The following is a 12506-nucleotide window of genomic DNA, read 5'->3' as shown; positions in this document are numbered from 1 at the left end:
TTGTAAAGCGTAAAGTCATTTGCTAACTATGTTCTAACAGACTAGCGGTTAGCTATACAAAAACAACGAATATACAGTAAAGGTTGCCAGTTTAGTACCAACAAAAAGGGCCAGCATTTGCTGGCCCGAACTATTATTGAAGAATCTCGTCTTCGTCCTCTGGTACAACTTTGGGTGGAATGTAGCGCTGAGTCGAATCAATATGGTAACCACCGCAATCGATCTTAAAATTGTTTGGCTTACGGAATGGCTCCGGACGATACTGCGTCAGCGTTGGGTCAGCGTATATCTTTTGCATATACATGCCCCAGGCAGGCATAGCCATGCGTCCACCTTGCCCTAATTCAATCGTTCGGAAGTGAATAGAACGGTCGTCACCACCAACCCACAAGCCCGAAACCAGGTGTTGCGTCATGCCCATGAACCAGGCGTCAGAGTAGTTTGATGTAGTACCTGTCTTCGCGGCAATCTCATTACCACCTTCAAGGAGTTTGTATTGCGTACGAAGGCGCTGTGCCGTACCGTTTGGCTCTTCGACGGCCCCCCGCATCAGATACAGCATCTCATAAGCCCGGTTGGCGCTTATAACCTGGTTAGCGTCGGCGCTAAACGACTTGAGTACGTTCCCGTGTTTGTCCGTTATGCGTAGAATAATCATTGGTCTCACCCGGATACCACCGTTGGCAAAGGCACAATAAGCCGATACCATCTCGTAGACAGACACATCGCCGGTTCCTAAGCAAAGCGTTGGATTTTCGGGTAAGTCCTTGCTTTGAATACCCATATTGTGGGCGTATTTGATCACTGCTTCAGCACGCGTTTTTTTGATCAACTGAGCACTAACCGTATTGATCGACTGGCCGAGTGCTTCACGAAGCGTGAGACCGCGATAACTGTACCGACCCGTCGAATTTTTCGGTGTCCAGGCGGGGCCGTTGTTGTTATCTTCGCCGTGTAAGAATGTGGTTGGCTGGTCCGTAATCTGGCTGCAAGGCGTAACAAATCCCTGATCCATAGCGGTCAGATAAACGAACGGCTTGAACGTAGAACCCGGCTGACGACGGCCCTGCCGAACGTGGTCAAACTTCATGTGCTTAAAGTTGATACCACCAACCCACGCTTTCACATGGCCATAGCGCGGGTCCATCGACATAAAGCCCGTGTTAAGGAGCCGTTTGTAATACCGCATCGAATCAAGCGGACTCATGGTCGTATCTTTCTCATTTCGCCGACCGCCGTACACAAAGACTTTCATCTTGACCGGCTTCCGCATTTCGCTCCAGATCTTTTTTTCGTCGTTGCCGTACGCAGCTTTTAGTTGCTTGTAGCGGGTCGTTTGCTTTGCTCGGGCTTCGATAAAACCGGGTAGTTCCTCGTATTTTTTTGTCTTTGGGTTTTTCTTTACCCATGGGTTCCGACCGCGCCAGTGTTCGTAGAATTTCTTCTGCTGATCCCGCATGTTCGCCATAACGGCTTCTTCCGCGTAGGTTTGCATCCGGGAGTCGATGGTCGTATAAATGCGTAGACCGCTCGTATAAAGGTCCAGCTCGGCGTCTGGATTGTCCTCGTTATACTGGTTAATAAATGCTTTGATGTCATCCCGAATAACCGACCGGAAATAAGCAGCCATACCCGTATTCTGATTCTCAATGCTGAAATCAAGCTTTATTGGCTTGGTTTTGTACGTTACAAACTGTTCTTTGTTCAGAAATCCATACCGTTCCATCTGACTTAGTACCACGTTTCGACGCTGGAATGCCCGATCTTCGAAAATACGAGGGTCATAACGGGAAGGGTTCTGCAACATCCCAACCAGTAAAGCCGATTCGTCAACGCTTAGCTGCCAGGGCTCTTTGTTGAAGTACGTTTTGGCCGCTGTTTTTATGCCGTATGTATTGTTCCCAAACGATACCGTGTTCAGGTACATCATCATGATCTCCTGCTTGGTATAGTTGCGTTCCAGCCGAACGGATAGAATCCATTCCTTCGTCTTCTCAATGACCGTTTTTAATACAGGAATATTGCCAAGCGCTCCCCGTAACTTCTCGCCCCGCGTATCAAACAGGTTTTTGGCTACCTGCTGCGTAAGCGTACTACCGCCCCCCGAACTGCTGTTGCCTGTAGCGATTCCCTTGATAACCCGGAAAAACGAGCGCGGGTCAATGCCGGAGTGCTTAATGAAACGCGCATCTTCGGTTGCCAGCAGGGCAGACACTACGTTGGGGGAGACTTGCGTTATTTCGACCGGCGTTCGGTTTTCAACGTAGTATTTACCCAACAGTTGGTTGTCGGCGGTGTAAACTTCGGAAGCTTCTTCACTTTGCGGATTCTCCAACGCTTTCAAACTAGGCATTCCGCCGAATAGCCAGAAAACGTTGTAACTAACGGCTACTATGTAAAAAACCATCAGCACTAAACCGAGTAGTGCATACCGCCAGAGATTTTTAATTAGGGTCCGGTACCGACCGGGAGCAAACTCAATCATTACAGGTGTGTAGGGATTTATAGTGTATTGATCGATGACTTATTATCTATAAACGATAGCGCATCGGTTGCCAACAAAAAACTTATTTTCTGTTCGCCGTAATTCGATTAGCGGCATCCTGCATTGCTTTCACGCGTGGGAGCAATGGGCTGGCTGGGTAATCGCGAATAAACTCATTGATGGATTGACGATAAGCATCTACGCCCTGTACTCTTCCGACGAGGATAACACGTAAAAGCGCCAGTTTGTCTTCCAACTGCGTTCCCGCAAACGAACTTAGCGAATTATCCGCACGTGCCAGTGCTTCCGTTACGTTGTTGGCTTGATACAGTTCGTAGATTTGATTGTAAGTTACCAGCGCTTTGGCTTCGCTATCGCCCGATTGGGTAACCGTTTTGCCCGCCAGCCGTGCATACGATGTGTTTGGGTACTCAGCCAGCAGTTTATCCTTCCAGGAAGATGTTTTACCCAACTGCTCATTCGACAAATGAAGTAAGTAATACACCTCTGGTTTTTGTAGTGTATTGGGATAACGGGTCAGTAATTGTTCAAATGTCGGAATCGCATCAGCTGGTTGGTTCAACTGAAACTTATACAGCTTGCCGAGTTTATACAACGCGTTTTCGACGCGCTGATTGGCCTGTGCCTGCGCTTCTTTTGTAAACGGAATCTTGGCGTAAAAAGCGTCTTTCTGTGCCTTGCGCCCCGTTGTTGCTGCATTTACCGAAGCCGTTGCGTTAGCAGCATCCTGTTGTTGCAGGGGGGCGTTGGGACTTACATCGTTAGCGGAGGTTCCACCATTGAGCGGGCTATTGACCCCTGCAATGGCTTCCGATGCTTCTTTATTACTGCGTCGCCAGTTGTCTTCGATAGGCCGGTTGCCCCAACGTACCGAAAACTCTTGTCTGCCCTGACTTAACGCTACCGGGTTGTATAAAACCCAGCGCTCGTTGGGTTGAAGGTTGGAGTTGGTTGCTCCTGGAACAGCGTTGAAATTGCCGTTGGAAGCGCGTTCTACGATTTGCTGGGCAAGCGCAGCCTGCGCCTGATCTTCCTTTTCTTTTTGCGTGATAACGTTATCCAGCAATTTATCCAGCGCCGTAGGATTCATCTGAGCGAGATTGAGCAAACTGTCCTCCGTACGAATTGTAGTCTGATATTGTACAAATTCATCCAGCGTCTTCTTCCGATTCATCAGAGCGGCATAGTCCGGCGACTGCTGCGGCATCAAAGCCAGAGCGCTGTCGTAGTATACTTTCGCTTTCGAATAGTCCGCTTTCTTTTCGAAATAAAGCTTACCAATTTCCTGATAAGTGTAAGGAATCTGCGTTGTGTTGGCCCCCGCTGCCTGGATGGACTGCCTATAAAAATTAATGGCCTTGTCAATCCGACCATTACGGGCTTCCAGCAGCCCCATCGTGAAATAAATCTTATCTTTCAGATCCGCATTTTTCCGGTCGTTGAGCATACTCTCGAACGTCTCGGTTGACTGAGCCAGTCGTTTCTGGTCGCCGGTCAGGCCGTTGCTTTGAATCGCATACAGGTTTGCGTAGAAAGACAAGTCGTACGTGGGCTGCGATTTCTGAACCTTTTCGTAATGAGCTATCGCCTTCGCTGGCTGGCCAGTCAGGTCATACAATTGACCCGCGATCAGGTGTAAACGAGCCGTGGATTCGCCTTTTTTCAACGCCGGAAAAGTTGCATCCAAAATACCCGCAGCAACGGCGTATTCACCTTTCCGCTCGTGTATGTACGCTTTCGTAATGTAAAAGTCGCGGGTATTGGCTTTGTTGAGAGGCTGCGTCCGTAGGTATTCTGCTACATTTAGCGCATTGGCATAGTCACTGGCTTCGGTGTAAGCACGCATCAGACCAACCAAAGCTTCGTGCTTATCGTCTTCACTGGTACCTTTGGTATTTACGTACTTAAAGACGTCAATAGCATTCGGTAAATCCTGCTTGAGCAGGCGTGCCCGGCCAATGAGAATATACGCATTATCGAGCCATTTGCTGTTCTGATGGCGTTCTGGAATAAGTGATGCTTTTTTGATGGCGTCGTCGAGCTGAGGTTTTACGGGCATCGACAGCATCGAATCCACGGGCAACAGGATTGGTAAGAGCTGGCTGTAATTTTCCTGCCGGGTCTTGAACAGGATTAATTCGGCTTCCTTTATTTCGTCGCGGGCAATTACGTACGCGTTAAAATGGGCCGTCAGATTATGGTAACCTTTACTGATTGGCTTTGTGCTGTACTGCGAACACGAAACCAGCCCACCGGTCAGCAGCGCAAGGACCGTTAACAATACTAGGAGCGGGCGGTTACGGAAATAGCGGGACATTCGGGAAATAATACGTAGTGACTCGTATCTCAAAACGTTTCTATCTGGGGTGGCCGTATGAACGTTAGCCCAAATTAACGAATTTTGCTTTTTATATCGTATAGAACTCTTGAATTCTGTGGAAAAGGACCCTGAACAATCGCCAGAAAACCGCCCGTCAACGCCCGATGGTCCGCTAAAGAGCGCTTCTGAAAAAACAACCTCTTTTGTCCAGTATAGTGGTATTGCGTTTCAAATGCTTGGCACGATCGGTTTAGGGGTCTGGGTCGGCTTGAAACTGGATGAATGGCAGGGTAACAGGCGACCGATCTGGACCGTTGTTCTGTCGCTAACGGCTATCGGGGCATCGCTGTACTTATTTATTCGTCAACTAACCAGAAAATAATTTATTGGCGGCAATCGCTTGCTGGTAGCTCCCTGCTGCCTGCTTTTTTGCACTGTGCTTTATGCTTCGCTCTGTAATACTCACAATCCTTTTAGCAATTGTATTTTTCGTAGCCGAAAAATTTTCGGCGGCATCTTGGCTACATCCCAGTTGGAAAATTTTACTACTTTTCTTTTTAGCCATGTCTTTTCTTACACATCGCATGGTGGATGCTGGTTTACAAGGTAATCGCGAACGATTTGTTCCGCTGTACTTAGCTGCAACAGTTGCCCGTTTATTGCTTGATCTTGCTTTTGTCGGGTTTTTCCTATATCGACACATCGAACAACGCCGTACGTTCATTTTTGACTTTCTTGTACTATATATATTTTACACATGCTTTGAGATTTGGGCCCTTACTCGTAACTTGCGACGCGATTCGTAAAAACGATCTGTCACATCCTACAATGAGTTCGTTGATTAATAGATTTTTATTGGCTATAGCTCTTGTTATGAGCTCGTTAGCTTTTGTACACGCTCAGGAGGAAGGCCACGAGGGTGAAGTGCCGGGAGAGCACGGCAAAAAAGAAGGCTTCAATGTGGGCGAAATGATTATGCACCACATCAAAGACGAACATGGCTGGGAGTTTGCCCACGGTGTTACGCTTCATTTGCCTGTTATTCTTTATTCGCAGGATCGGGGAGTAGAGGTCTTTTCGTCGTCAAAACTGGCTAATGGAAACGTTCACAATGGCTACAAGCAGGAACATGGTAAAATCCACCGTGTTGACGAAGCTGGCAAAGTAGATCACGAAGCTAAAGTCTATGACTTTTCCATTACCAAGAACGTAGCATCGCTTTTGTTAAGTGCTACGATTATGTTGCTGATCTTTCCAGCCGTTAGCCGGGGTTACGGAAAAAATCAGGGGAAAGCACCCAAAGGAATCCAGTCATTCTTTGAGCCGATTATTCTGTTCGTTCGCGACGAGATTGCCAAGTCGAGCATCGGGCCCCACTACCACAAGTATCTGCCTTACCTGCTAACGCTGTTTTTCTTTATTCTGATAAACAACCTGTTAGGTCTTTTGCCGGGTTCTGCTAACCTGACCGGCAATATTGCTGTGACGCTGGTACTGTCAGTAATTACGTTTCTGATCGTAACATTCAGCGGTAATAAGCATTACTGGCTTCACATCCTCAAACCAACGGGTGTACCTGTCGCGTTGCTACCTGTTATGATTCCGGTTGAGATTGTCGGCGTATTTATGAAGCCAATCTCCCTAATGATCCGGTTATTTGCCAACATTACAGCGGGTCACATCATCATCCTGAGCTTGCTGGGGTTGATTTTTATGGCCAACCATCTGGCCGGTGCAAGTACGAGTCTGGCGATCAGTCCTGTCGTTCTTTTCTTTGCACTGTTTCTAAACCTGATCGAGCTACTGGTTGCCTTCCTGCAAGCGTTTATTTTCACGCTGTTGACGGCTATGTACATCGGTAGTGCCGTTGAAGATCATCATGAAGCTGATCATGGTATTGGCCATGAAACAACTTCTGAGTTAGGTTAATTGAGTATATCATCCGAATCAATCGGGTGGTCTTTTTGAGTTGCAATCTTTTGTTTTACTAATAAATCCGTTTGACGTTTATGTTCGCAATGTTGTTTGCTCTGCTGTTAGAAGCTACGGGTAACATCGCCGTAATGGGAGCCGCTCTTGGTTCTGGTTTAGTTGCTATTGGTGCAGGTATGGGTATTGGCCGGATTGGTGGTAGCGCCATGGAAGGTATTGCTCGTCAGCCAGAAGCAGCGGGTCGTATCCAAACTGCCATGCTGATCATCGCGGCTCTGATTGAAGCCGTGGCTCTGTTCGCAGCCGTTATTTGTCTGCTGGTCGCTACGGCTTAAGCAGCATCTGAATTGAGTAGGCTGGTCGCATTAGGCGCTGGCTCCACTACTCACCTTTTTCTGGAAACCGTTCGCTTGTTTGGGGTTGCCGATAAGCGAACGGTTCCTAACAAAAGATTGATAGACGTTGTCGGGAATGAACATAAACTGACATTCTGCATAACGATTTTAACGAACTGAAATAAACAATCCCAATATATAGATCCATGGATTTGCTCACTCCCGATCTTGGTTTACTTTTCTGGCAGGTAGTCGTTTTCGTTCTCCTGTTCCTGATCCTTCGCGCCTTTGCCTGGAAACCTATCACGGAAAGCCTGTATGAGCGCGAAAACAATATCCAAAGCGCACTTGACCTGGCTGAAAAAACCCGTCAGGAAATGACCGCCCTTAAAGCGAACAACGAAAAGCTGCTCGTTGAGGCTCGTGCTGAGCGCGAGGCTATTCTGCGTGGTGCCAAGGAAACGGCTGATAAAATGCTCGCTGAGTCGCGCGATAAAGCAGCTTCTGAAGGTCAACGGATTCTCGAGCAAGCGCGTGAAGCAATGCAAAACGAACGTCAGGCGTTGATAACCCAAATGAAAAAAGAGGTTGTTACGCTTTCGATTGATATTGCCGAGAAAGTGCTTCGTAAAGAGCTTAACGATAAAGCTGCGCAGGAAAAACTGGTTAGCGATCTGGTATCAAATTCAAGACTAAACTAAATGAGTGATGAGCTATCAGATTTAGATCTGTAGTTTACCACTTACGATTATATCTATGGCAGTCGCTACTGTAGCCGCCCGCTATGCAAAATCACTTCTGGATCTAGCTCAGGAGCAAGGCATAACGGAAACGTTATACAAAGATATGCAGCTCTTCAAGCAGACGGTTGATCAAAGTCGGCCCCTTCTGTTGATGCTGAAAAACCCCATCGTTCGGTCGGAGAAAAAAACAGCTGTGTTAAAAGCAGCTTTTGAAAAACGGCTCAACCCAGTAACGATGTCGTTTCTGCAAATCATCACCAAGAAGAACCGCGAGCCAATCATGGACGCGATTGCAGAAGAATTCATCCGCCAGTATGACCGTTTGAAAGGAGTAGAGCGGGCAAGCATTATCACAACCGTTCCACTTACGGACGCTTTGCGGGAGCAATTCAAAGCAATGGTCCTAGAAACTACGGGTGGTAAACTGGTTGAATTAGAAGAAAGAATCGATCCAAAACTGATCGGTGGCTATATTCTACGCGTCGGTGATCAGCAAATTGATGGCTCGATCCGGAACCAGTTAAACGAACTCCGTTTGCAGTTTCTGAACTAGCTCGTTAAACCGTTGCAGCCGGTTCAATATATTTTCTTAAAAAGCCGCTTTCCATCGTGGAAAGCGGCTTTTTTGTTGGTTCTCGATCAAGAATGAACGGCTTTGACCAACTTTAGGTGCGTACGCTTAAATGACTCACGTTCGTAAAAGCGGATTGTATCCAGGCGTTTTTGATTCGTTGTCACTTCCAGGTTGACAAATTTTTCGCGAATAGCGATATCATATAAAGCCGCTATGAGTTGATGACCAATTCGCTGGTTGCGGTAATCTTCCCGAACAAATAACTCCTGAATTTCTCCGACTTTACCGGTATGGTGAAGTAAGTATTGAACGTGACAACTCACAAAACCCACGCGTTCGCCAGCCGCTTCGGCGATCAAATAGTGAATCAGCGGGTTTTGTAAGTTCAGATCGAATACCATATGAAATTGGGTCCAATTAAGTGTTTCTGTCTCTAATTCACACAAAAACTCGTAGACCGTAGTAGAGTCGTGCTGGGTCGCCGATCGAATAATAAGGCTGGTTGATGGAGTAGGATTAAGAAGCACGGCTGTTTTGGGTATTGTTGGCGAATTAGTACTTGCTAAATCTACACGCAGTTCGTCAAACAGCAATTTCTCAGCCACGAAAGGTTTGTGTAGCCTAATAAATCAACGGAGTTCTGATCCAGGCATTTGTCGATTCAATATCCTGATTGATAGCTGGCAAAGCAGGGAATTACTCGCTGTAACATCATTCATCTTTAATTCTGTCCGTAAAATTATTTACGAATGAATAAATTAAAATAGTTAAAAAATATGTTATATAGATACAATATCATTAGATTTACTCGTAGTAGTAAGTGCTTAACCGTAACTTTAATTTTGCTTATGAATGCTTTGACTGGGTTCACTCAGCCCAAGAGCGCGCATAAAGCTGCGCTTAATCCTCCCGCAACTCCATTATTAACCATTGACCCGTATACGAGTATATGGTCGTTCGGTGATCAGCTTAATGGGGATGCTACCCGCCACTGGACAGGGCAACCTCAACAACTAAACGGACTGATCCGGGTTGACGGACGAACGTTTCGATTCATGGGAAATCCGTCGTTCACGGGTGAGACCATTGTTCCCTCGGCGCAACGGCAAACGTATCAGGCCCGTTACCTAACCAATAAACCCGCTTCCGATAGCTGGACTACGCTCGACTTCGACGATAGCCAATGGAATGTCGGCGAAGGTACGTTTGGTAGTCGAAACGGTGACCATACTCCGTGGTCAACACCGGATATTTATGTTCGGCGTATTGTTACGTTGGATCGTGTGCCCGACGGTCCGCTCCTGGTCGATGCGATTCAGAACGACAATTACGAGCTATTTATCAATGGTGAGCGGATGACAAAAGTAAGCGGTGTTTCGGCGAATTACCGGCTGACCCCTACGAATCGAAAAGCCTCTGACGTGTTACGTAAGGGACAGAACGTCATTGCGTTTCACAGCCAGAACATGTCAGGACCGGGTTTTGTCGATCTTGGCCTAGTGGAAGAACGGGTACTAAATTACAAACCAGCAACGCAGACGGGTCGCCGGATGACAGCGACGCAGTCGGAATACACGTTTGTGGCTGCGGGTGTCGAACTGACGGTTACATTTATGGCTCCGTTGCTGATGACTAATCTGGATGTATTGTCGAGACCCGTGCAGTATGTCAGCTACCGCGTACGGTCTACCGACGGCAAAACCCATGATGTACAATTGTATTCGGATGCCTCAGCTGAATTGGCTGTTAACTCGCCGGATCAGCTAGTGACCTGGCGACGTGGTCGCGCGGGGCGGCTCGATTACATGCGGGTTGGTACCGCCGAGCAGAAAGTGCTGGGTCGAAAAGGTGATGATGTTCGTATCGACTGGGGACACTTGTACATCGCGTCGCCCATTGAGCCAGGTACGAGTCGGCGGATTGGGTCGTTAGCGAGTGCTTTAAATCAGTTCGAACGCGAAGGACGGGTGACGGATTTGCATGAACGAATGCCTCGTCTGGTAAGCGATAGCCTGCCCGTGTTGGCAACAAGCATGGAGCTCGGCACAATCGGCAACAAGGCAGTCGAACGGCACTTACTTGTCGGCTACGATGATATTAAGTCCATTGAATACTTCGGGCAACCACTCAATGCGTGGTGGCGTCGCTACGGAAACATGTCCATGGAACGGGCGCTGGAGGATGCCGATGCAGACTATGCCAAAGTAAAAATTCAATGCGACACATTCGATAAGCAACTTTATACCGACGCGCTCAAAGCGGGTGGAACGACGTATGCCGAATTGTGTGTGCTGGGTTATCGGCAGGCAATTGCTGCGCATAAGCTGGTAGCTGGTCCTAACGGTGAAGCGTTCTTTTTCTCGAAAGAGAATTTTTCGAATGGCTCAATCGGCACTGTGGATGTAACGTACCCATCGGCTCCGCTCTTTCTGCTGTACAATCCGCTGTTGCTGAAGGGAATGATGGAACCCATCTTTCAGTATTCGGAGAGCGGAAAATGGAACAAGCCTTTTGCGGCTCACGACGTGGGAACGTATCCGCTGGCCAACGGCCAAACCTACGGCGAAGATATGCCCGTTGAGGAGTGTGGTAACATGTTGATTCTAACGGCGGCTATCGCTGCGGTTGAAGGAAATGCGAACTATGCTAAGCAACACTGGGTAACGCTGACAACCTGGACCGATTACCTAATCAAAGAAGGGTTTGATCCGGCTAATCAGCTGTGTACCGATGACTTTGCCGGACACATTGCCCGCAACGCAAACCTGTCGGTAAAGGCAATTATGGGCATTGCCAGTTACGGCTATTTAGCGGGGCGGCTAGGTGACAAGCTTCGGGAAAAGGAATACATCGACATCGCTCGTGATCTGGCCCGAAAGTGGATGAAACTTGCCGACGACGGTGATCACTACACGTTGACGTTCGAAAACAAAGGAACCTGGAGTCAGAAGTACAATCTGGTTTGGGACAAGCTGCTCAAACTGGAGATTTTCCCAAAAGAAGTAGCGCAGAAAGAGATTGCGTACTACCTGACCAAACAGCAGCCTTTTGGTTTACCACTCGATAGCCGCAAGACATACACAAAATCGGACTGGATTATCTGGACGGCAACTTTGGCGGATCGTCCGGCTGATTTTAACGCGTTGATTGCGCCTGTGCTGCGTTTTGCGAACGAAAGCCCCGACCGGATTCCGCTGAGCGACTGGCACGAGACTACCGATGGCAAGCACGTTGGTTTTCGGGCGCGATCAGTTGTCGGCGGTTACTACATCAAGATGCTGGAACAGAAATTAAAATAAAAGGTAACGGCTTTTCTCACCGATGCAGGCGAATCAGGGAGAACCCTTATTGACCTACATCGGTGAGAAAGTAAACCATAAGCTGCTTACTAGCGCAACCATCAATAGCGCTGCAATTGGTCTGACTCAAACACGTGTTTACCGACTAATCCCTCTTGCGTAGTGGTTAGCATGGCATTGGCTACCTTAGCCGCTTCGACTCCCTTGTATTTTGCCGGAATAAGTGGGTCGAATAACCGCATAGCTCCTTCCGCCAGTCGTTCGCCAAAGCGCGTTTCGCTTCGATTGCCGAGCAGCAGCGAAGGCCGAAAAATCAATAGCGTTGGGTAATGCAATGCGGTAAGATCCCGTTCAACCTCTCCCTTGACGCGATTGTAAAAAAACGTTGAGTTAGTATCAGCTCCCATTGACGTAACAATGGCCAACTGTTGAGCGCCATTTGCCAGACCTGATCGGGCAACGTCCAATGGATACTGGTAGTCTACTTTACGAAAAGCGTCTTTTGAGCCCGCTTTTTTCATCGTTGTACCGAGACAGCAAAAAATATCGTCGGCTTGCGTAAGGAGTCCGTTCGGGTGGTCAAAATCGAAGACGATCTCCTGCAGTCGGGGGTGCTGCCAGCCGAGTGACTTCCGAACCAGGACTTTTACTTTTTCATAGAAAGGGGAATTGATCAAACGGTGGGTAAGCAAATTGCCGATAAGCCCGGTGGCACCAAGTACTATGGCTGTTTTGGGAGTAGGTGCTATCATGTCAAAGAGGATATTTTTGCTAAATTAGTCGCGCTTTAAGCAGAT

The 12506-nt window shown here is 47.8% G+C and carries 11 protein-coding genes; 6 read left to right on the top strand and 5 right to left on the bottom strand.

Features of this window, described 5'->3' with window-relative positions; genetic code table 11:
• Positions 1-133: 133 nt before the first annotated feature.
• Both LQ777_RS20145 and porW read right to left on the bottom strand, forming a co-directional pair.
• A complete protein-coding gene (locus LQ777_RS20145) occupies positions 134-2485 on the bottom strand; it encodes a penicillin-binding protein 1A (RefSeq protein ID WP_232559737.1) in 2352 nt (783 codons plus the stop codon).
• Between the two features lie 82 nt (positions 2486-2567).
• Entirely contained in the window at positions 2568-4823 is a 2256-nt protein-coding gene (porW, locus tag LQ777_RS20140) for a type IX secretion system periplasmic lipoprotein PorW/SprE (RefSeq protein ID WP_232559736.1), read from the bottom strand.
• 118 nt (positions 4824-4941) lie between these two features.
• Here porW and LQ777_RS20135 point away from each other — a divergent pair, with 118 nt between their 5' ends.
• Positions 4942-5208, top strand: coding sequence for an AtpZ/AtpI family protein (locus LQ777_RS20135; protein ID WP_232559735.1), 267 nt, complete (start codon positions 4942-4944; stop codon positions 5206-5208).
• Here LQ777_RS20135 and LQ777_RS20130 read toward each other — a convergent pair.
• On the bottom strand, positions 5194-5391 hold the full coding sequence (locus LQ777_RS20130) for a hypothetical protein (protein WP_232559734.1): 198 nt from the start codon (positions 5389-5391) through the stop codon (positions 5194-5196). The genes LQ777_RS20135 and LQ777_RS20130 overlap by 15 nt on opposite strands.
• A gap of 308 nt (positions 5392-5699) precedes the next feature.
• Here LQ777_RS20130 and atpB point away from each other — a divergent pair, with 308 nt between their 5' ends.
• The 4 genes from atpB to atpH all read left to right on the top strand — a co-directional run bounded on the left by atpB (position 5700) and on the right by atpH (position 8389).
• Positions 5700-6755, top strand: coding sequence for a F0F1 ATP synthase subunit A (gene atpB, locus LQ777_RS20125; RefSeq protein WP_232559733.1), 1056 nt, complete (start codon positions 5700-5702; stop codon positions 6753-6755).
• Positions 6756-6835: 80 nt separating this feature from the next.
• Positions 6836-7093 (top strand): ATP synthase F0 subunit C, encoded by a 258-nt coding sequence (gene atpE / locus LQ777_RS20120; RefSeq protein ID WP_425276912.1) that lies wholly within the window; start codon positions 6836-6838, stop codon positions 7091-7093.
• A gap of 206 nt (positions 7094-7299) precedes the next feature.
• Complete coding sequence (atpF, locus tag LQ777_RS20115; protein WP_232559732.1) at positions 7300-7794, top strand: F0F1 ATP synthase subunit B; 495 nt, start codon at positions 7300-7302, stop codon at positions 7792-7794.
• A 55-nt stretch (positions 7795-7849) separates the two neighbouring features.
• Complete coding sequence (gene atpH / locus LQ777_RS20110; RefSeq protein ID WP_232559731.1) at positions 7850-8389, top strand: ATP synthase F1 subunit delta; 540 nt, start codon at positions 7850-7852, stop codon at positions 8387-8389.
• A gap of 86 nt (positions 8390-8475) precedes the next feature.
• On the opposite strand, the gene LQ777_RS20105 is transcribed toward atpH, so the two are convergent.
• Entirely contained in the window at positions 8476-8811 is a 336-nt protein-coding gene (locus tag LQ777_RS20105; RefSeq protein WP_232559730.1) for a GNAT family N-acetyltransferase, read from the bottom strand.
• 447 nt (positions 8812-9258) lie between these two features.
• Between LQ777_RS20105 and LQ777_RS20100 the strand changes: the two genes are divergently transcribed.
• Positions 9259-11709, top strand: coding sequence for a glutaminase family protein (locus LQ777_RS20100; protein WP_232559729.1), 2451 nt, complete (start codon positions 9259-9261; stop codon positions 11707-11709).
• 101 nt (positions 11710-11810) lie between these two features.
• On the opposite strand, the gene LQ777_RS20095 is transcribed toward LQ777_RS20100, so the two are convergent.
• A complete protein-coding gene (locus LQ777_RS20095; protein WP_232559728.1) occupies positions 11811-12461 on the bottom strand; it encodes a Rossmann-fold NAD(P)-binding domain-containing protein in 651 nt (216 codons plus the stop codon).
• Positions 12462-12506 lie beyond the last annotated feature (45 nt).

It is taken from the genome of Spirosoma oryzicola, assembly GCF_021233055.1.
Lineage (GTDB): Bacteria > Bacteroidota > Bacteroidia > Cytophagales > Spirosomataceae > Spirosoma > Spirosoma oryzicola.
The sequence above is the reverse complement of the archived record's forward strand: the minus strand, read 5'-3'. Positions and strand labels throughout refer to the sequence as shown.

Coding starts and splice junctions, on each gene's coding strand:
- LQ777_RS20130 (WP_232559734.1), bottom strand. CDS start 5,391: ATGGCTAAAAAGAAAAGTAGTAAAATTTTCCAACTGGGATGTAGCCAA.
- LQ777_RS20105 (WP_232559730.1), bottom strand. CDS start 8,811: ATGGTATTCGATCTGAACTTACAAAACCCGCTGATTCACTATTTGATC.
- LQ777_RS20145 (WP_232559737.1), bottom strand. CDS start 2,485: ATGATTGAGTTTGCTCCCGGTCGGTACCGGACCCTAATTAAAAATCTC.
- atpF (WP_232559732.1), top strand. CDS start 7,300: ATGGATTTGCTCACTCCCGATCTTGGTTTACTTTTCTGGCAGGTAGTC.
- porW (WP_232559736.1), bottom strand. CDS start 4,823: ATGTCCCGCTATTTCCGTAACCGCCCGCTCCTAGTATTGTTAACGGTC.
- atpH (WP_232559731.1), top strand. CDS start 7,850: ATGGCAGTCGCTACTGTAGCCGCCCGCTATGCAAAATCACTTCTGGAT.
- LQ777_RS20095 (WP_232559728.1), bottom strand. CDS start 12,461: ATGATAGCACCTACTCCCAAAACAGCCATAGTACTTGGTGCCACCGGG.
- LQ777_RS20100 (WP_232559729.1), top strand. CDS start 9,259: ATGAATGCTTTGACTGGGTTCACTCAGCCCAAGAGCGCGCATAAAGCT.
- atpB (WP_232559733.1), top strand. CDS start 5,700: ATGAGCTCGTTAGCTTTTGTACACGCTCAGGAGGAAGGCCACGAGGGT.
- atpE (WP_425276912.1), top strand. CDS start 6,836: ATGTTCGCAATGTTGTTTGCTCTGCTGTTAGAAGCTACGGGTAACATC.